Consider the following 18289-nt stretch of genomic DNA (forward strand, 5'->3'; position numbering starts at 1 on the left):
ACCGCCACGTCCCCTCACGCCGGATCCCGACTGCGGGTGCGCGATCCACATTCCACATACCAACCCCGGTCGGCGGTGACAGTCCACATACCAACCCCGGCCAGCGACGGCTGTTCACCTTCCAACCCCGGCCGGCGAAATTTTCAGCCCCTCCGGCGATTGAGGAGCGGGGTCTGGGGCGGAGCCCCAGGTTCGGGTCGGGTAGGGGCGGAGGGGGCGAGGAAACGCTTGGGAGCGGTGCCTGACGAGCGGTGCCTGGGCAGCGGTGCCCGGGGAGCGGTCCTCGTTTCCGGGGTTCCGGGGCTTCCGGGTTTCCGGGGGTGAGGGTCGGGCGGCGTACGATTCTGGCTGGGCTGGTGGAAAGGGGCCGTATGGCCATCGGCGGGGATTCTCGCGAGCGGCTGCTGGGGGAGTTGGCGGTCGTCTCGCGGCGGTACATGGCCTCGTACGCCCTGTTCAACCAGGCCCTCGCCGACCACGTCGGCCTGCACCCGACGGACGTGCAGTGCGTGAACCTGCTCAGCCTGGAGGACGGGCCGGTGACCACCGGGCGGATCGCCGAGATGACGGGGCTGACCACCGGGTCCGCCACGCGTCTGGTGGACCGGCTGGAGAAGGCCGGTTACGTGGTGCGCGAGCGCGACGTGGTCGACCGGCGGAGGGTGCTGGTGGCCACCGTGCCCGAGAAGATCGCCGAGTTCGGGCGCATGTGGGAACGGCTGGGCGCCGGCTGGTACGGCCTGTTCGACGGGCTCGACGACGACGAGGTGGCCCTGATCATCGGGCACATGCGACGCACGGTCGACTTCAGCGCCGAGCAGGTCGCCCGGCTGCGGTCCGGCGACTTTCAGGAAACCTCGGACGAGGCGTCGTAGCGCTCGCGGGCCTCGACGACCTCCTCGATGTGATGCTCCGCCCAGTCCTTGACGGCGGTGAGCAGGCAGCTCAGGTTCGTGCCCAGCGGCGTGAGTTCGTAGTCGACGCGGACCGGTACGGACGGGGTGACCGTGCGGGACAGGATGCCGTCGCGCTCCAGCGAGCGCAGGGTCTGCGTCAGCATCTTGGGGCTGACTCCGGCGATCTTGCGGCCGAGGTCGCTGTAGCGCATCGGTCCGCCCGCTTGGGCGAGCGCGCTCACGATCAGGCTGACCCACTTGTCGCTGATGCGGTCCAGGAGCTGGTTGGTGGGGCAGCTCTTGAGGAACGCGTCGTACTCGACGCGGGCCTGGTGGCGCCGCTCGGCCGCCGTCGTGGTCGCCATGACTCACCTCCGGGTGACGTACGCACCTTCAGGTGCCTACTTACCAATGGATAGTAGCTCTTCCTAGGGTTGTTGTGGCGGGTGAGAGACCCGCGGATGACCTACAGATGGGGTGAGTCGGGATGCGTGCAGCGGTTGTGACGTCGTTCGGTGGTCCGGAAGCCGTCGAGATCGTCGAGGTCGCCCTGCCGGAGCCGGGGGCCCGCCAGGTGCGGATCAAGGTGGCGGCCGCCGGCGTCAATCCGGTGGACGCCGGGGTGCGCGCCGGTGTCTTCGGGGGCGCCGGGAAGCGGCTGGGGCTCGGCTGGGACGTCGCGGGTGTGGTGGAGGCGGTCGGGGTCGCCTCGGGGTGGAACGTGGGCGACGAGGTGGTGGCGCTGGCCTACGGGACCGCCAAGCACCTCGGTACGCACGCCGACCTTGTGGTCGTCGACGCGGACGCGGTGGCCGTGGCTCCCCGCTCGGTCGACGCGGCGCACGCGGCGAGTCTGCCGCTCAACGCGCTGACCGCGGCCCAGGCCCTGGACGGGCTGGGCCTGGAGCCGGGGCGGCGTCTGCTGGTCACCGGGGCCGCGGGCGCGGTCGGCGGATACGCCGTGCAGCTCGCCGCCCGGCTCGGGGTGAGCGTGACCGCTCTGGCCCGTGAGGGCGACGAGAAGCTCGTACGGTCCCTGGGGGCGGACGAGTTCGTGTCGGACGGGGTGGCCCCGCGGAGCGTGGACGCCGTGCTGGACGCGGCGATCCTGGGCGCGGACGCCCTGGAGTGGGTGCGGGACGGGGGTGCCTTCATGGGGGTCATCCCGGGGGCCCACCCGGCGTCCGTGCGCGGGGTGCGGACCGGTGCCGTGGAGGTCGCCGCCGACGGGGCCCGGCTCGCGGAGCTGGTGGCGCTCGTCGACGCGGGCGCGCTGACGACCCGGGTGGCCGGGACGTACGCCCTCGACGAGGCGGTCAAGGCCCACGCGCGGCTCGCCGAGGGCGGACTGCGCGGCCGGCTGGTGCTGGTGCCCTAGCCCCGGTGGAGTGTCAGTGGTGCTGCTCCGGGGCCTTGAGGGGGAGCAGGCGTACGAGGGGGCAGCACAGGAGGGTGACGGCGGCCACGACGGTGAGGCTCACGGTGGTGGCGTGGGTCCCGCCGCCGTCGGTCCGGAAGTAGACGGTGGTGACGGCGGCGGCTCCGAGGGCGTTGGCGAGCTGCTGGACCGCGCCGAGCGAGCCGCCCGCGCTGCCCGCCTCCGCGGGCTCGATGTCCCCGATGGTGACGTCGTAGAGCGAGCCGAAGCAGGCGCCCATGCCGAGTCCGATCACCAGCAGCGGGGGGACCAGGGCCCAGCCCGCGGTGTCCGTGCCGGAGACCGTGACCAGGGCGAGGAGGTGGGCCGTCCCGGCGAGGGTGACCAGGAAGCCGATGAGGACGAGGCGGCGGCCCAGGCGGGCGATCAGCCGGTAGCAGGCGATCGAGGCGATGACGATGCCCGCGGACAGGGGCGTGAGGGCGAGCGCGGCGGCCGCGGGGGAGCGGCCGAGGCCCTGCTGGAGGAAGAGGGAGACGACGTAGAGGAGGCCGGCGACCGCGGCGAAGAAGACGACACCGATGAGCAGTCCCGAGGTGAAGCCGCGGTTGTGCAGGAGGGAGGGCTTGAGCAGGGGGCTGGGCGCGGTGCGCTGGCGGTGGCAGAACCCCGCGAAGAGCCCGAGGCCGGCGAGCAGGAGCAGGCCGGGGAGTAGGCCCCAGCCGTGGGCCGAGCCTTCGATGAGGCCGGTGAGCAGGGCGAGCATGGTGGCGCCCAGGAGGGCGGAGCCGGGGATGTCGACGGTGGTCGCGCGGTCGCCGGTGTCGCGGGGGAGCAGGCGGGCGGCGGCGAGGAGCGCGGCGCCGCCGAGGACGAGGTTGACGAGGAACATCGGGCGCCAGCCGAGGCCGGCGAGGTCGGCGTCGATCAGGAGGCCGGCGAGGACCGGGCCGCCGACGGCCGAGAGGCCCATCACCGGTCCGAACAGGCTGTAGGCCTTGCCGATCTGGTCCCGGGGCCAGGTCGCGCCGAGGATGCCGAAGCCCTGCGGGATGACGAGCGCGCCGAACGCGCCCTGGACGAGACGGGCGGCGACGAGGGTTCCGGGCGTCGGCGCGAGGCCGCAGGCGAGTGAGGCGGCGGTGAAGCCCGCGAGTCCGGTCAGGAAGAGCCGGCGGCGGCCGTACTTGTCGCCGAGCCGCCCGCCGAGGACGAGCAGGACCCCGAGCGCGAGGGCGTACGAGGCGCCGAGCCACTGGATGAGGGCGGTGCCGCCGCCGAGGTCGTGGGCGATGGTCGGGGCGGCGATGTTGGTGATGGTGCCGTCGAGGAGGTCCAGGACGTCGGCGGCGAGGACGACGCCGAGGATCGCCCAGCGGATGCGGGAGGGAGGGTGTCCTGAGGATTGTCCGGAGGGCCGACCGGGGGGTTGTCCGGAGGATTCATTTGTGTCATGCAGTATCTGTGTCACGCAGATAAATGTGGGGCATGGGTCGCGGTGCGGTCAAGTGGATAGTGGGCGGCGGTCCGTCGGATGTGAGAGGGGTGGCGGAATACCTGGGGAGGGGTGGTGGTTCGTGGGTATAGTTGAACAATCAACAAGATGGAGGGTGAGCCACCATGCAGTTCGGGATCTTCAGCGTCGGCGATGTGACACCGGACCCCACCACGGGCCGGGAGCCGAGCGAGCGCGAGCGGATCAAGGCCATGGTCGCCATCGCGCTGAAGGCCGAGGAGGTCGGCCTCGACGTCTTCGCCACCGGTGAGCACCACAACCCGCCGTTCGTGCCCTCGTCACCGACGACGATGCTCGGCTACATCGCGGCGAAGACCGAGAAGCTGGTGCTGTCCACCTCCACCACCCTCATCACCACCAACGACCCGGTGAAGATCGCCGAGGACTACGCGATGCTCCAGCACCTCGCGGACGGCCGGGTCGACCTGATGATGGGCCGCGGCAACACCGGGCCGGTCTATCCCTGGTTCGGGCAGGACATCCGGCAGGGCATCAACCTCGCCGTCGAGAACTACGCGCTGCTGCACCGGCTGTGGCGCGAGGACGTGGTGACGTGGGAGGGCAAGTTCCGCACGCCGCTCCAGTCGTTCACCTCGACCCCGCGTCCGCTGGACGACGTGCCGCCGTTCGTGTGGCACGGCTCCATCCGCTCGCCCGAGATCGCCGAACAGGCCGCGTACTACGGCGACGGCTTCTTCCACAACAACATCTTCTGGCCCGCCGACCACACCAAGCGGATGGTCGAGCTGTACCGCGAGCGGTACGCGCACTACGGGCACGGCACGGCCGAGCAGGCCATCGTCGGCCTCGGCGGCCAGGTCTTCATGCGGCCCAACTCCCAGGACGCCGTACGGGAGTTCCGTCCGTACTTCGACAACGCGCCGGTCTACGGGCACGGGCCCTCCCTGGAGGACTTCACCGAGCAGACACCGCTGACCGTCGGCTCGCCGCAGCAGGTCATCGAGAAGACGCTGGCCTTCCGCGAGTACGCCGGTGACTACCAGCGTCAGCTCTTCCTGATGGACCACGCCGGGCTGCCGCTCAAGACCGTCCTGGAGCAGCTCGACCTGCTCGGCGAACAGGTCGTGCCGGTGCTGCGCGAGGAGTTCGCCAAGAACCGTCCGGCCGACGTGCCGGACGCGCCGACCCACGCGGCCCGGGTGGCCGCGGCCAAGGAAGAGGTGAGCCGCGCATGAAGCTCGTCGTCGTCTCGGCGGGGCTGAGTGTTCCGTCGTCCACGCGGCTGCTGGCCGACCGGCTGGCGGCCGCGACCGCCGGCCGGGTGTCCGGCGGGGTGGATCTGCGGGTCGTCGAACTGCGCGACCTCGCCGTCGAGATCGCCCACAACTTCACCAACGGGTTTCCGGGGCGGGCGTTGTCCGCCGCGATCGACGACGTGACCTCCGCGGACGGCCTGATCGTCGTCACCCCCGTCTTCTCGGCTTCGTACAGCGGGCTGTTCAAGTCGTTCTTCGACGTGCTCGACAAGGACGTGTTGGCGGGCAAGCCGGTGTTGATCGGGGCGACCGGGGGGACCGGGCGGCACTCGCTCGTCCTCGAGCACGCGCTGCGGCCGTTGTTCGCCTATCTGCGGGCCGTGGTCGTGCCGACCGGGGTGTACGCGGCTTCGGAGGACTGGGGGGTGGAGGGGTTGGCCGAGCGGGTCGAGAGGGCCGGGGGTGAGCTGGCCGGTCTGATGACGGCCCTGGCCGGCGCGGCGCCCGGCCCGACGGCGCCGGCTCCCTCGGCCTCGGCCGGGCCCGGGCCGGGCGCCACCGTCCCCGCCCAGTCCTCGCCCGCCGAGTCCTCGCCCACCCAGCCCTTGTCCGGCCGGGCGGACGGGTTCCACGTGGTCCCGTTCGCGGAACAGCTCGCCGCGCTTCGGCCGTAGCGGGTTTCCTCGCCCCCTCCGCCCCTACCCGTCCCGTACCCGGGGGCGCTGCCCCCGGACCCCCGCTCCTCAAACGCCGGAGGGGCTGGATCCTGCCGGCCGGGGCTGAAAATTTCGCCGGCCGGACCCGGGGCCCGGACCGGTCAGTCGGGTGCCTCGGCGGCTTCCACCGTGAAGCCGATCACCGTGCCGCCGCCCTTGCGGGGGTGGGCGAACGGGGTGCCGCCGTGGGCCGTGGAGACCTCGCGGACGATCGACAGGCCGAGGCCCGAGCCGGGCAGGCTGCGGGCGTCGGCGGTTCGGTAGAAGCGGTCGAAGACCCGCACGAGGTCGTCGTCACCGATGCCGGGCCCCCGGTCGAGCACCTCGACCCGCACCTGTCGGTGACGGCCCCCGCCGGAACCCGAGGAACCCGGGGAACCCCCGGGCCCCGCGAAGCCGGCCGGGTTCGCCGGGCCCGCGGAGGCCGGCCCCGTCACCTCGACCTCGATCGGTTCCGTTCCCGCCCGGTCGAACTTGGTCGCGTTCTCCACCAGGTTGGAGACGGCGCGCTGCAGGGCGGTCGGCCGGCCGTCGACCGCCGTGTCGCCGGTGGCCCGGACGGTGATGTCCCGCCCGGTGCGCCGCCGCGCGACGACCGCCACGTCCTCGGCGAGTTCGGCGAGGTCGAGCCGCCGCACCGGCTCGGTGTCCGACTGGCCGGCCGCGAGGGCGACCAGCTCGTTGACCAGGTCGGTCAGCTCCCGGGACTCCAGCGCCAGATCGGCCACGAGTTCCTCACGCGCGTCGGGCGGCAGTTCGTCGATCCGGCGGAGCATCGAGATGTTCGTCCGCAGGGAGGTCAGCGGCGTACGGAGTTCGTGCCCGGCGTCCTGCACCAGGCGCCGCTGGTCCTCCTCGGACTGGGCGAGCCGGCCGAGCATCCGGTCGAAGGAGCGTCCGAGCCGTGCCACTTCGTCGTATCCGGTGACCGGCACCTGGATGCCGAGCCGACCGGTACGCGCCACGTCCTCGGCGGCCCCCGCCAGCCGCACCAGGCGCCGGGTGATGCGCCGGGCCAGCCACCAGCCGAACAGCCCCGCGGCGATCACGACGGCCCCGACGAGCAGGACGGTCCGCTGCTGGAGTTCCCGGAGCAGATCCTCGGTGTCGCTGAACTGCTGGGCGACCTGCACGGCCCCGCGTCCGCCGCCGAGCGAGACGGTCGCGATGCGGTAGCGGTCCCCGGCGACGTAGACGTCCTTGTGCTCCACGAGCCCGCCCGCGCCGGAGTGGTCGGCGACGACGCGGTCGCGGCCGTCCACGGGCAGCGGCGGAACACCGTGGTCGACGATCACACCGTTCGGTCCGAGCACTTGGACGTCGGTGCGGCTGGGCCGGATGATGTCGTCGAGGGGCCCGTCGTGGTCCGGGTCCGAGGACGCGAAGTCGCTGGTGTGCAGGGGATGTTCACGGACCTGGTCGCGCAGGTCCTGCACGACCTCGGCGAAGACGGTCTGCTGGTCGACCCGCACCAGCCGCGCGGCGGCGTCGTAGCTCAGGAAGCCGACGAGGACCGTGACGGCGGCGGCGACGGCCGCGAAGGACACGGTGAAGGTGGCCCGCAGCGAGGACACCTGCCGCAGCCGTCTTCGCACTCAGTCCTCCCTCAGGACGTATCCCACGCCCCGCACGGTGTGGATCAGCGCCGGAGCGCCCGGCTCGTCGAGCTTGCGCCGCAGGTAGCCGACGTACACGGCGAGGTTCTTGGAGCCGGGGCCGAAGTCGTAGCCCCAGATCCGGTCGTAGATGGTGGAGTGGTCGAGGACGATGCCCGCGTTGCGGACGAGCAGTTCGAGGAGTTCGAACTCGGTGCGGGTCAGTTCCAGCTCGCGCCGGCCGCGCCAGGCCCGGCGGGCCTGGATGTCCATGCGCAGCCCGGCGGCGGAGATCTGCGCCCCGGAGGTCTGGGGTTCCCGGGGAGCGGGTGCGGGCGCGTCCTCGTCGAAGGAGCCGTTCCCGGTGCGGCGCAGGAGCGCGCGGAGCCGGGCGAAGACCTCCTCGACGTCGAACGGCTTGACGACGTAGTCGTCGGCGCCGGCGTCGAGGCCGGCGATGCGGTCGGCGGTCTCGACGAGCGCGGTGAGCATCAGGATCGGGGTGCGGTCGCCCTCGGCGCGCAGCACGCGGCACACCTGGAGGCCGTCGATGCCGGGCATCATGACGTCGAGGACCAGGACGTCCGGTGGGGTGCGGTGGGCCTGGGCCAGCGCTTCCACGCCGTCGGCGACGGCGGTCACCGCGTAGCCCTCCAGGGTCAGTGCCCTCTCCAGGGCATGGCGGATGGCGCGGTCGTCCTCGGCGAGCAGTACGTTCTGGGGCACTCGACCAGTCTGCCAAGCCCGCGGCGGCGTGCGACCTGGTGAGCGGCTCCGCGACGGACCTTCTTACCGGCCTCTCACTCGTTTCCGGTGTGTCGGACGTGCCCGGAAAGGTCCGGACCCTGATGTCCGGACCCGTACGTCAGGACCTCACCGGAGGCGTCAGCCGACGTGCACCCGTGGCCGGCGCGCCCGGTCGGGTTCGGCCTCGCGCAGGACCTCCCGGGTGACGGGGGCGACCTCGCCCTGGCCGAAGAGGAAGAAGCGCAGGAAGTTGGTGAAGGGGCTGCCCTCGGTCCACTCGAAGTAGACGTGCGGGATGCCGCCGGTGCTGTCGCGCACGTAGAGCAGCAGGGCGGCGAGGGCGTTGGGGATGGAGGCGGATTCCAGGGTGAGGACGCGGTAGCGGCCGTGCAGGACCTCGCCGCGTACGTTCATGACGGACTCGAACTCCGAGGGGTCACGGACGGTGACCTCCAGGAAGACGAAGTCCTCCTGGGGCGGGAGGTCGTGGTCGGCGCGGATCTGCTCGATCTTCTCGCGGTACTCGGTCATGTCGCGCTTGTCGGGCTCGTTGGCGACGAACCGTATCCGCCGGCTCGCGATGTCCCGTACGAACCGCTCGGCCATGTCGTCCAGGGTCACGCTGGTGACCCGCAGCTCGAAGGCGCGGGCGAGCCGGGAGAGGAAGGAGACGAGCATGATGCCGGCGATGAAGCAGGCGCCGATCTTCACACCGTCGGGGCGCTCGATGATGTTGACGACGGTCGTGTAGAGGAAGACGACCGAGATGACCGCGAACGCGATGGTCCAGTGCTTCTGGCGGGCCTTGCGGGCGGCGATGGTGACGGCGATGGCGGCGGAGCTGATCAGGACGAGGACACCGGTGGCGTACGCGCCGCCCTGGGCGTCGACGTCGGCGTCGAAGATCCAGGTGACCAGGAACGCGACCAGGGTGAAGACGATCACCATGGGGCGGACGGCGCGGGCCCAGTGCGGGGCCATGCCGTAGCGCGGGAGGTAGCGCGGCATGAGGTTGAGCAGTCCGGCCATGGCGGAGGCTCCGGCGAACCACAGGATGCAGATGGTGGAGACGTCGTAGACCGTGCCGAAGGCGTTGCCGAGGTATTCGTGGGCCAGGTAGGCGAGGGCGCGGCCGTTGGCCTGGCCGCCCGGCTCGAACTCCTTCTCCGGGATCAGCACGGTGGTGATGAAGCTGGTGACGATGAGGAAGACGCTCATGATCACGGCGGCGGTGGTCAGGAGCTTCTTGGCGCCGCGGATCCGTCCGGCGGGCTTCTCCTCGGTGTCGGCCGGGTCGCCCTCGACGTGCGGCATGACCGCGACTCCGGTCTCGAAGCCGGACAGGCCGAGCGCGAGTTTCGGGAAGACCAGCAGGGACACCCCGATCATGGCGAGGACGTTGCCGTGTTCGGCGGTCAGGGCCGTGGTCCAGTCGGTGACGAGGTGCTCGTGGGTGATGACCTCCCAGACACCGGACACGGCGACCACGACGTTGAGTCCGAGGTAGATGCCCACCAGGACGACGGCGACGCCGATCGCCTCCAGGAAGCCCTTGAGGAAGACCGCGCCGAGCAGGGCCACCAGGAACAGGGTGATCACCATCTGCTTGTCGTGCAGGGCGCTGTTCAGGTGGGGGTTCTCCACCAGGTGGGTGGAGGCGTCGGCCGCCGAGAGGGTGATGGTGATCAGGAAGTCGGTGGCGGCGAAGCCGAGCAGGGTGAGGACGAACAGCTTGCCCTTCCAGAAGGAGAGCAGGCGTTCCAGCATCGCGATGGAGCCTTCGCCGTGCGGGCTCTCCTCCGCGACCCGGCGGTAGACGGGCAGGGCGCCCGCGAGGGTGACGATGACGAGCACGATGGTCGCCACGGGGGACAGCAGTCCGGCCGCGAGGGCGGCGATGCCGGGCTGGTAGCCGAGGGTGGAGAAGTAGTCGACGCCGGTCAGGCACATGACGCGCCACCAGCGCTGCCCCTTGTGGACGGGCGCGGGTTCGGCGGCCTGGGTCGGGAGCCGGCGGCCCTTGCTCTTGCCCATGTCGGACAGGCCTTCCAGCATCCACGCCCGCAAGCGGCTCGGTGGGGCGGGCTCGGTGCTGGCCATCGATGACTCTCCTGTACGTACGTCTCGTCGAACGGTTCCGGCCATCGAGGAGACGGCGCCCATCAGCGTATGCAGAGAGTGATCCCCGGGCCCGAGCGTCCAGGGGCCTCAGGCGTCAAGCTTGCGTTAAGACCGGCCGGTCGCGCATCACGGGAGCGCCAAGGGGGCGGTGTTCGTCGCCCGTTCAGGTGTAGGTCGGCCCGGGGTCGGGCCGGCTCGGGTCGGGTCGGTCGTGCCCTTCCCGGCGCTGCGCTCCGGGGGCCGGTCTTCGGGCGGTCCCGCCCCGCAGAGCGACGGGCCGGTGACTCAACTCACAGTCTCTCGTGGTGACCTGACGGAGCGTCGGTCCGTCTTGCGTGGGTGGACGGAGGGTCGGCCCGACTGTCGGATGGATGTCCGATGGGGGCGTGAATGTCCCGAGTGAGGATGATCACTCGATTGTGTGCCCCTTTCCGGAAAAGCATCATGTTCATGACCATATAGTCGGCGCATGCATAAAATGATCTATGTCGGGATAGCCGCCGTGACCGCGGCTCTCGTCTCCACGCCGGCCACCGCCGGCACCCTCGGCCACGGCATCGCGCCGTCCGCCGGGCAGAAGCCGGTGTCCGGCCTGCTGACCCCGGGTGAGGAAACCCGGCTGCACGAGGCCGTCGCCACGGACGACGAGACGCGCGGGGGCGTTGTCGCCGACTACAACGGAAAGAAGATCAACCTTGCCGAGGGCTGGCAGGGCGCGCAGGTCTGCGGGGAGGACCCGGACACGGGCGAGGCCAAGTGCTGGGACTCCGTCGAGGACTCCAACCGCGACGCGGCCGGTTCGGCGCACGCCTCGCTGAGCGCGAGCGGCAAGAAGACCGCGCAGGGCAAGAAGACGGCGACGGCCGCCGCGGCCCGTACCGCTGCTCCGGCCGCCGCCCCGGCCGACGGTGACACCGGCGGCGACACGGGGGGCGACGACTACACCGACGACGCCACCGGCGACGGCGGCAGCACCACGGCGACCCCCGACCAGCCGGAGCCGGCAGGTCCCGGCTCGGGCATCATCTCCAAGCTGTACACGGCCTGCCCGGCGGGCAACGTGTGCCTCTGGGCGGACGCCGGCTACAAGGGCCGCATGCTGAAGTTCCCGACCCACGACACCGCCAAGACCCGGCACCTGTCCGAGTGGGGCTTCCGGGACCAGACGTCGAGCGCGTACGTCAACCGCCCGCAGCGCGGTGTCGAGTGCTACGACATCCGCACCGGAATGCCGGACCCGCACCTGTTCCTGGGCGCCGGGTACTCGCTCTACAAGAACTTCAAGAGCTACGGCTACCCCTGGATCTCGGGTGGCGGCAACTGGAACGACAAGGTCGACGCCATCAAGTACTGACCTGACCCGACGACCCATCTCTGACGGACGGCGGGGGCCCGACCGGGCCCCCGCCGTCTCCCCCCGACAAGGAGACGATCGTGATCATCCGCCGTGCCGCCGCCTTCCTGGCCCTTCCCGTCCTCGCCGTGTCCCTGCTGGCCACGGCCTGCACCAGCGAGGCCCCCAAGGAGTCGGCGATCCCCGAGAAGTTCCCCGCGACCGGTGACAGCGCGGACATGAAGTCCAACGCGAAGGCGCTGCGCGACTACGGCAAGGACCACAGCCTCGTGCGGGTCACCGACGACGTCGAGCGCATCCAGGAACGTACCGACGGCCACGCCCTGATCTCCACCGACATCGGGTCCGAGGACGACGCGATCGGCAAGGCCGAGAAGGTCGCCGCGGCCTACCGTGCCTACGCGAAGGGCGCGGGCAAGGAGGTCTCGGTGACCGTCTACAACGTCTACGGCGACTCGCTCGTGACGCGCTAGCCGCATGGCTCGCCCGCCCGCTCAGACGAGGTGGGCGAAGACCACCAGGTTGTCGGTGTAGTCCTTGACGGAGCGGTCGTAGGTGCCGGCGCAGGTGATGAGGCGGACCTCGGCGTCGGGGGTGTCGGCGTACACCTTGTCGTCGGGGAAGGCGTCCTTCGCGTAGGTCTCCGCGCTGTCGACCACGAAGGACGCCGTCCGTCCGTCGGACCGCTCGACGCTGAACCTGTCGCCCTTCTTCAGGTCTCCGAGACCGGCGAACACGGCGGCGGAGGTCTTCGTGTCGACGTGCCCGGCGATGATCGCCGTCCCCACCTCGCCGGGGGAGACGCCCTTGGCGTACCAGCCCACCAGGTTCGTGTCGTCCGGGGGCGGAGGCTGGAGCTTGCCCGAGGCGTCGAGGGCGAGTTCGGTGAAGGGCGCGTTCACCGAGATCTTCGGGATGCGCAGCCGGGTCGGCTCGGCGCGCGGGAGATGCTTCGCGGCCGGGCGGTCGTTCGAGGGGGAGGCCGAGGACGCGGGCGCGTGCGAGTGGGCGGGGGCCGCGGCGGCGGGGGTGGTGGGGGAGGGGTCGGACGACTCGTCCTGGCGGTGGAGCACGTTCGTGGTCAGCAGGACCGCGATACCGGCGCACCACACGACCCACGTCGCACGGCGCCGGAAGGTCCGCTGGGGGGACGGGTTCGGGTTCTTGGCGGGAGAGGACAACCGGGCTGCCATCGGGCACCACCTCTTCGGGTCGGGGCAGCGGAGCACTGGGCGGAAGGGGCGGGGACAGCGGGACGGGGGACAGAAGCAAGATCAGCAAGGCCGTTCAGACGGTCACCGGGCGAAGGACCGGCAACACGGGCAACGCAAGCAGGACCAGCGATACATGCAACGCAAGCAGGCCCGGCGGCACGTGCAACGCAAGCAGGACGGGCGGCACGTGCAACGCAAGCAGGACGGGCGGCACGTGCAACGCAAGCAGGACGGGCGACACGTGCAACGCAAGCAGGACCGGCTGGATCGACCAGACCGGCACCGGAGGCAGGAGCGGGAAGCGGGACAGGGGACGGCGGAAGCGGCGGGAGCCGCGGAAGCCGGTGGAGGGACCGGCCGGGCCGCCACGGGGTGAGGGGCGGCGGCCCGGACCGCTATGTCGTCAGGCATGGTCAGGCCACACCACCCTGGCTGCTCCTACGACGCAGCATGTACACGCCCGCGGCCGCGAGACCCAGGACGCCCACTCCGCCGGCCGTGACGCCGGACGACGTGGCGAGACCGCCACCACCGGTGTGCATGCCGCCGTGCGGCCTGTCCTCGGACTCCTTGCTGCCCGAGTCCCACGAGCCCTTGCTGCTCGAGTCCCAGGAGCCCGAGCCCTTCTCGGTCCCGGAGCTCCAGGAGCCGCTGCTGTCGGAGCTCGAGGAGTCCTTGTCCTTGTAGGTCTCCGGGTCGTACTTCTTGTCACCCTTCGAGGAGTCGTCCGTCTTGACGGACATCAGGGCGCCGCCGCCGGTGTGCACTCCGCCTTCCGGCTTCTCGTGGTGCCAGCTCGGCTTGCCGTGGTCGCTTTCGTCCTTGCCGTGGTCCGAGCCGTAGCCGGAGTCTTCGTGCTCCTTGCCGTAGCCGGAGTCCTCCTTGCTGGAAGAAGAAGAGGAAGAGGAGTCGCTGTGGTCCCAGTCGCCGGTCGCGGCGGCGTAGGCGCCGGGGGCGCCGATCGCGAGGGCGGCGGTGGCCGTCGCGGCGGCCAGGATCATGCGGGCAGATCGCATTAGTCGGAGTCCTTCCGTCAGAACCAGGTAGCTGACCTGTTGTCAGCAGCCGAAAACCCGGTGCGACGTGATCCACCGTCAATCCGAAGTGCGCGGCGCACCACCCGGGGAGCTCGCACGGCCCAGGGCGAGGACTCCGTCCGGCGGTGGCCCTGGCGCCCACCCGCCGCCGACCCGACGGCTCTGACCTGCCGATTTGCCGGGCCGGACCCGCGTGGGGTCGCCGTCAGCGGTGCTTCACGCATGACCCGATCGGCGGCGACACGTCTGCTGCGCCCGGATGGGCCGTGCGGGGCCCTCACCGTCAGATCCCGTTGCCCTCAAGGCTCTTGTCTTGGTGCGGCCATGGGGGATCCATGGGCGAGTCATGTCCTGGGGCGCCCGGCCGAGGGCGTGGGAGAAGCGGGACCGGCACCCTCCGCCGCCACACTGGTGGTCCAGATCGTGAAGTGGTCCAGATCGTGAGGAGGGGTGATCATGCCGAACGGGCGGAGGATCACGGTGGTGACCGGAGGCAGCCGCGGGATCGGCGCCGCGGTCTGCCGACGGCTGGCCCTGGAGGGCCATGACGTCGTCATCGGCTACCGGTCCGACCACGCGGCCGCGCGGAAGGTGGCGGAGGCCGTCACGGACGCGGGCCGGCGCTGTCTTACGGTGGCCGTCGACACCTCCGATCCCGCGGCGGTCGACGGGCTCTTCGACGCGGCGGGCGCCGAACTCGGACCGGTCACCGGGCTGGTGAACAACGCGGGCGTCAGCGGGCCCAACGGACCGCTGGCCGACGCCGACCCCGAGGGCATGCGGGACGCCCTCGCGGTGAACGTCCTCGGCTATCTGCTCTGCGCGCGCCGTGCCGTACGGGAGATGGCGGCGTCCGGCGGGGGCGCGATCGTCAACATCTCGTCGGCGGCGGCCACGCTCGGGAGTCCGGGGCAGTACGTCCACTACGCGGCGGCGAAGGCGGCCGTCGACGCCCTGACCGTGGGCCTGTCCAAGGAGGTGGCGGCCGACGGAATCCGGGTGAACGGTGTCGCCCCGGGCACGGTCTGGACCGACTTCCACGAGGACCCGCAGCGTCCGGCCCGGGTGGCCGCGGTCGTCCCCATGGGCCGGGCCGGCCGGCCCGAGGAGATCTCCGGCGCGGTGGCCTGGCTCCTGTCGGACGACGCCTCGTACACGACGGGGGCGGTCCTGCGGGTCGCGGGAGGCCTGTAGCCGACGGCTTCCGGAGATTCCGCGACCGGGCTGTCGGTCCCGGAAGCCCCGGGCTGCGAGCCGGCCGTCTCCGACGGTTTCGGGCGGCGGTCGGGCGCGCTCCGGTGCTGCGTGCCGCGTGCCGGTGATCGTCCGGCACGGTCGGCGGCGATCGTCCCCCGGCATGGGAAAGGCGGGGTCCGGAAACCCCGCCCGCTGCCTCAGAGCCCCGGGATCAGGGCCACACCAGGCAGTACGGCTGGTGCCCCGCCTCGTGCAGGCGGTGGGAGAAGTCCTGCCACTCGTGCAGGAGCTGGTAGACGTTGAACGCGTCGCGCGGGCCGCCGCGGTCGGGGACGGTGGACCAGATGAAGGCGGCCGCGCCCACGGCCTCCTCGCCTATCCCGCGCAGCGGGTCGACGACGGTCATCGGGAGTTTGACCACGGCGTAGTCGGGGTGCAGGACGACGAGCTCCAGCGGCGGCACCTTGTTCAGGGGGACGCCTTCTATGCCGGTGAGGACCATCGCGGCCATCGTCTCCGGCTTGATCTTGGTGAACATGCCGTTCATGCCGAGTTCGTCGCCGCCGAGTTCCTCGGGGCGCATCGAGATCGGGACCCTGGCGGCCGTCGCGCCGTCCGGCGCGCCGAAATATTTGTACGTCACCCCCACTCGGCCACCATTCCCGCTCTCCGCCCGCAGTCGTTCGACCGCGCGATCGATCCGCTCGTCGGGGTCACCCTGCGAGCCCTGTACGTGACCGGCTCTTCCGGCCGCCGCTTCCTCCGCCTCACGCCGGTGTTTCCCCCGCCGGGCACGCCGAGGGTTGAGGTCATCGGTCCCCTCGCCCAGTCCGCCACCGCGATGCATATCTCCACCCGACTGCTTTTCTAAGTCGCGCGACCCCCGCCACGCAACCCGATCATCGTGACAGTGACCTCCCCCACGGTCGCACGCCGAAACGTACGCCGAAACACCTGTCCGCGGGATCTTCGCGGCCCCTGAACACCGTCGTTCATGTGAGCTGTCCGTTCGTGGTCCCAGTTTCGCAGATGGCCGGGGGAAGGGACCCGGTTGTCGTCCAGGGCTCCGTCACACCGGCCCGGCGATGGCCGGGATCTTTCCTCTGTGGAGCCGTACGTCGGGCCGGGGCCGTCCGTTCACGGCGCCCCGCTGTTCCCCTCACGGCCCACCGGGGCCCCTGGCCTACCCTGAGGAGGTCACTAGCCCCCCGGAGTCGGAGACGTCGCAGGTCATGACCGAACTGCCTTATCCCTACGAAGCCCCAGTCTCGCAGTCGCTTTTCGACCGCGCGGCGGCCGTCACACCAGGTGGCGTGAATTCTCCGGTGCGCGCCTTCCGTGCCGTGGGCGGTACGCCCCGGTTCATGGTGTCCGGTACCGGTCCGTATCTGACCGACGCCGACGGCCGTGAGTACGTCGACCTCGTCTGTTCCTGGGGTCCGATGATCCTCGGGCACTCCCGTCCCGAGGTCGTCGCCGCCGCTCAGGAGGCCGTCGCGCGCGGTACGTCCTTCGGCACGCCCGGTGAGGGGGAGGTGGCTCTCGCCGAGGAGATCGTCGCCCGCGTCGAGCCCGTCGAGCAGGTCCGGCTCGTCTCCAGCGGCACCGAGGCGACCATGTCGGCCATCCGGCTCGCCCGAGGGTTCACCCGGCGCACGAAGGTGATCAAGTTCGCCGGCTGCTACCACGGCCATGTCGACTCGCTGCTGGCGGCGGCGGGCAGCGGGGTCGCGACCTTCGCGCTGCCCGACACGCCCGGTGTCACCGGTGCCCAGGCCGCCGACACCATCGTCCTGCCCTACAACGACCTCGAATCCGTGCAGGCCGCGTTCCACGCGCACCCCGGCGAGATCGCCTGTGTGATCACCGAGGCCTCGCCCGGCAACATGGGCGTGGTGCCGCCGGCGCCCGGTTTCAACCAGGGTCTGAAGGACGCCTGCGCGAAGAACGGCGCCCTGTTCATCTCCGACGAGGTCATGACCGGCTTCCGCACGAGCCGGGCCGGCTGGTACGGGATCGACGGCGTGCGTCCCGACCTGATGACCTTCGGCAAGGTGATGGGCGGCGGCTTCCCGGCCGCCGCGTTCGGTGGCCGCGCGGACGTGATGGCGCACCTCGCGCCGGCCGGGCCGGTGTACCAGGCGGGCACGCTCTCGGGCAATCCCGTCGCCACCGCCGCCGGGCTCGCGCAGCTCCGGCTGCTCGACCAGGCCGCGTACGACCGGATCGACGCGGTGTCGGAGCGGATCCGGACGCTGGTGACCGAGGCGCTCACCAAGGAGGGTGTGACCCACCGTCTGCAGAGCGCCTCCAACATGTTCTCCGTCTTCTTCACGGGGCGCGAGGTCCGCGACTACGAGGACGCGAAGGCGCAGGAGTCCTTCCGCTACACCGCGTTCTTCCACTCGATGCTGGCGCAGGGCGTCTACCTGCCGCCGTCCTCCTTCGAGTCGTGGTTCGTGTCGACGGCCCATGACGACGAGGCGGTTCAGAGGATCGCCGACGCCCTTCCGGCGGCGGCACGGGCAGCGGCGGAGGCCACGGCATGAGCGAGAGCACCGGCAGTGACGGCGCGGGCGACATCACCGTCGTCCATCTGATGCGGCACGGCGAGGTCGCCAACCCGGACGGGGTGCTCTACGGGCGGCTGCCCGGGTATCACCTGTCCGAGCTGGGGCGGCAGATGGCCGACCGGGTGGCCGAGCACCTCAGCACGCGCGATGTCACGCACGTCGTGGCCTCGCCGCTGGAGCGGGCGCAGGAGACGGCGACGCCGATCGCGAAGGCCCATGGGCTGGACCTGGCGACGGACGGGCGGCTCATCGAGGCCGACAACGTCTTCCAGGGCAAGACCTTCGGTGTCGGGGACGGCGCGCTGCGGCGGCCGGAGAACTGGAAGCACCTGGTCAACCCCTTCAAGCCGTCCTGGGGCGAGCCGTACGTGGACCAGGTCGTCCGCATGATGGGTGCGCTGGACGCCGCCAAGGACGCCGCACGCGGCCACGAGGCGGTGCTGGTGAGTCATCAGCTCCCGATCTGGATCGTCCGCAGCTACGCGGAGAAGCGGCGGCTGTGGCACGACCCGCGCAAGCGGCAGTGCACGCTGGCCTCGCTGACGACGTTCACCTACCGCGGCGACAAGATCGTGTCCGTGGGCTACACCGAGCCCGCACGCGATCTGGTTCCGGCTCATCTCCTGGCGGGCGCGAAGCCGGTGCCGGGCAAGAGCAAGGCGTTCGGGGCCTGATGCCGGGTGCCGGGGGCGGGTGTCCGGGCCTGACGGACCGTTCCCAAACCCGGG

General features: G+C 71.2%; 18 protein-coding genes. 9 read left to right on the forward strand and 9 right to left on the reverse strand.

Annotated elements, in window-relative coordinates; translation table 11 throughout:
• Positions 1-371: 371 nt before the first annotated feature.
• On the forward strand, positions 372-875 hold the full coding sequence (locus ACZ4TO_RS19140; protein ID WP_382793629.1) for a MarR family winged helix-turn-helix transcriptional regulator: 504 nt from the start codon (positions 372-374) through the stop codon (positions 873-875).
• Here the strand turns inward: ACZ4TO_RS19140 and ACZ4TO_RS19145 are convergent.
• Positions 848-1261, reverse strand: a complete 414-nt coding sequence (locus ACZ4TO_RS19145; RefSeq protein WP_382793632.1) for a winged helix-turn-helix transcriptional regulator — start codon at positions 1259-1261, stop codon at positions 848-850. The genes ACZ4TO_RS19140 and ACZ4TO_RS19145 overlap by 28 nt on opposite strands.
• 122 nt (positions 1262-1383) lie before the next feature.
• Between ACZ4TO_RS19145 and ACZ4TO_RS19150 the strand changes: the two genes are divergently transcribed.
• Positions 1384-2274 (forward strand): NADP-dependent oxidoreductase, encoded by an 891-nt coding sequence (locus ACZ4TO_RS19150; protein ID WP_468024822.1) that lies wholly within the window; start codon positions 1384-1386, stop codon positions 2272-2274.
• Between the two features lie 13 nt (positions 2275-2287).
• Here ACZ4TO_RS19150 and ACZ4TO_RS19155 read toward each other — a convergent pair whose 3' ends face one another.
• Entirely contained in the window at positions 2288-3745 is a 1458-nt protein-coding gene (locus tag ACZ4TO_RS19155) for an MFS transporter (RefSeq protein WP_468024823.1), read from the reverse strand.
• Between the two features lie 149 nt (positions 3746-3894).
• On the opposite strand from ACZ4TO_RS19155, the gene ACZ4TO_RS19160 reads away from it, so the two are divergent.
• Together ACZ4TO_RS19160 and ACZ4TO_RS19165 are read left to right on the forward strand one after the other, a co-directional pair.
• Complete coding sequence (locus ACZ4TO_RS19160; protein WP_382793641.1) at positions 3895-4986, forward strand: LLM class flavin-dependent oxidoreductase; 1092 nt, start codon at positions 3895-3897, stop codon at positions 4984-4986.
• Positions 4983-5681 carry an FMN reductase gene (locus ACZ4TO_RS19165; RefSeq protein ID WP_468024824.1) on the forward strand — a complete coding sequence of 233 codons (699 nt, stop codon included), beginning with the start codon at positions 4983-4985 and terminating at the stop codon, positions 5679-5681. The genes ACZ4TO_RS19160 and ACZ4TO_RS19165 overlap by 4 nt, the downstream gene beginning before the upstream one ends.
• A 143-nt stretch (positions 5682-5824) precedes the next feature.
• Here the strand turns inward: ACZ4TO_RS19165 and ACZ4TO_RS19170 are convergent, their stop codons facing one another.
• From ACZ4TO_RS19170 to ACZ4TO_RS19180, 3 genes are all read right to left on the reverse strand, one after another.
• Entirely contained in the window at positions 5825-7318 is a 1494-nt protein-coding gene (locus tag ACZ4TO_RS19170; RefSeq protein WP_468024825.1) for a HAMP domain-containing sensor histidine kinase, read from the reverse strand.
• Complete coding sequence (locus ACZ4TO_RS19175; protein WP_382793648.1) at positions 7319-8044, reverse strand: response regulator transcription factor; 726 nt, start codon at positions 8042-8044, stop codon at positions 7319-7321.
• 159 nt (positions 8045-8203) lie between these two features.
• Entirely contained in the window at positions 8204-10165 is a 1962-nt protein-coding gene (locus tag ACZ4TO_RS19180; RefSeq protein ID WP_382793651.1) for an APC family permease, read from the reverse strand.
• Positions 10166-10655: 490 nt separating this feature from the next.
• On the opposite strand from ACZ4TO_RS19180, the gene ACZ4TO_RS19185 reads away from it, so the two are divergent.
• Both ACZ4TO_RS19185 and ACZ4TO_RS19190 read left to right on the forward strand, forming a co-directional pair.
• Positions 10656-11540 (forward strand): peptidase inhibitor family I36 protein, encoded by an 885-nt coding sequence (locus ACZ4TO_RS19185; RefSeq protein WP_468024826.1) that lies wholly within the window; start codon positions 10656-10658, stop codon positions 11538-11540.
• Positions 11541-11620: 80 nt separating this feature from the next.
• Positions 11621-12013 (forward strand): hypothetical protein, encoded by a 393-nt coding sequence (locus ACZ4TO_RS19190; protein ID WP_382793657.1) that lies wholly within the window; start codon positions 11621-11623, stop codon positions 12011-12013.
• A 21-nt stretch (positions 12014-12034) separates the two neighbouring features.
• Here the strand turns inward: ACZ4TO_RS19190 and ACZ4TO_RS19195 are convergent, their stop codons facing one another.
• From ACZ4TO_RS19195 to ACZ4TO_RS19205, 3 genes are all read right to left on the reverse strand, one after another.
• Complete coding sequence (locus ACZ4TO_RS19195) at positions 12035-12733, reverse strand: class F sortase (RefSeq protein WP_385045911.1); 699 nt, start codon at positions 12731-12733, stop codon at positions 12035-12037.
• A gap of 94 nt (positions 12734-12827) precedes the next feature.
• The gene (locus ACZ4TO_RS19200; RefSeq protein ID WP_468024827.1) at positions 12828-13037 is read right to left on the reverse strand and encodes a hypothetical protein; all 210 of its coding nucleotides are present in this window, start codon (positions 13035-13037) and stop codon (positions 12828-12830) included.
• A gap of 130 nt (positions 13038-13167) precedes the next feature.
• Complete coding sequence (locus ACZ4TO_RS19205; protein WP_382793665.1) at positions 13168-13770, reverse strand: hypothetical protein; 603 nt, start codon at positions 13768-13770, stop codon at positions 13168-13170.
• Between the two features lie 477 nt (positions 13771-14247).
• Here ACZ4TO_RS19205 and ACZ4TO_RS19210 point away from each other — a divergent pair, with 477 nt between their 5' ends.
• Positions 14248-14985, forward strand: coding sequence for an SDR family NAD(P)-dependent oxidoreductase (locus tag ACZ4TO_RS19210; protein WP_468024828.1), 738 nt, complete (start codon positions 14248-14250; stop codon positions 14983-14985).
• A 214-nt stretch (positions 14986-15199) separates the two neighbouring features.
• Here ACZ4TO_RS19210 and ACZ4TO_RS19215 read toward each other — a convergent pair whose 3' ends face one another.
• Positions 15200-15637, reverse strand: coding sequence for a hypothetical protein (locus ACZ4TO_RS19215; protein ID WP_019061278.1), 438 nt, complete (start codon positions 15635-15637; stop codon positions 15200-15202).
• A gap of 583 nt (positions 15638-16220) precedes the next feature.
• Here ACZ4TO_RS19215 and hemL point away from each other — a divergent pair.
• Entirely contained in the window at positions 16221-17537 is a 1317-nt protein-coding gene (hemL, locus tag ACZ4TO_RS19220) for a glutamate-1-semialdehyde 2,1-aminomutase (RefSeq protein WP_382793670.1), read from the forward strand.
• Positions 17534-18235, forward strand: a complete 702-nt coding sequence (locus tag ACZ4TO_RS19225) for a histidine phosphatase family protein (protein ID WP_382793673.1) — start codon at positions 17534-17536, stop codon at positions 18233-18235. Before hemL ends, ACZ4TO_RS19225 begins: the two co-directional genes overlap by 4 nt.
• Positions 18236-18289: the final 54 nt, after the last annotated feature.

The sequence above is a fragment of the Streptomyces sp. NPDC028298 genome (assembly GCF_055565895.1).

What these genes read in the sequence shown, in the direction of transcription:
- ACZ4TO_RS19205 (WP_382793665.1), bottom strand. Translation starts at nt 13,770, where the DNA reads ATGCGATCTGCCCGCATGATCCTGGCCGCCGCGACGGCCACCGCCGCC.
- ACZ4TO_RS19145 (WP_382793632.1), bottom strand. Translation starts at nt 1,261, where the DNA reads ATGGCGACCACGACGGCGGCCGAGCGGCGCCACCAGGCCCGCGTCGAG.
- ACZ4TO_RS19185 (WP_468024826.1), top strand. Translation starts at nt 10,656, where the DNA reads ATGCATAAAATGATCTATGTCGGGATAGCCGCCGTGACCGCGGCTCTC.
- ACZ4TO_RS19225 (WP_382793673.1), top strand. Translation starts at nt 17,534, where the DNA reads ATGAGCGAGAGCACCGGCAGTGACGGCGCGGGCGACATCACCGTCGTC.
- ACZ4TO_RS19165 (WP_468024824.1), top strand. Translation starts at nt 4,983, where the DNA reads ATGAAGCTCGTCGTCGTCTCGGCGGGGCTGAGTGTTCCGTCGTCCACG.
- hemL (WP_382793670.1), top strand. Translation starts at nt 16,221, where the DNA reads ATGACCGAACTGCCTTATCCCTACGAAGCCCCAGTCTCGCAGTCGCTT.
- ACZ4TO_RS19195 (WP_385045911.1), bottom strand. Translation starts at nt 12,733, where the DNA reads ATGGCAGCCCGGTTGTCCTCTCCCGCCAAGAACCCGAACCCGTCCCCC.
- ACZ4TO_RS19140 (WP_382793629.1), top strand. Translation starts at nt 372, where the DNA reads ATGGCCATCGGCGGGGATTCTCGCGAGCGGCTGCTGGGGGAGTTGGCG.
- ACZ4TO_RS19210 (WP_468024828.1), top strand. Translation starts at nt 14,248, where the DNA reads ATGCCGAACGGGCGGAGGATCACGGTGGTGACCGGAGGCAGCCGCGGG.
- ACZ4TO_RS19150 (WP_468024822.1), top strand. Translation starts at nt 1,384, where the DNA reads ATGCGTGCAGCGGTTGTGACGTCGTTCGGTGGTCCGGAAGCCGTCGAG.
- ACZ4TO_RS19160 (WP_382793641.1), top strand. Translation starts at nt 3,895, where the DNA reads ATGCAGTTCGGGATCTTCAGCGTCGGCGATGTGACACCGGACCCCACC.
- ACZ4TO_RS19180 (WP_382793651.1), bottom strand. Translation starts at nt 10,165, where the DNA reads ATGGCCAGCACCGAGCCCGCCCCACCGAGCCGCTTGCGGGCGTGGATG.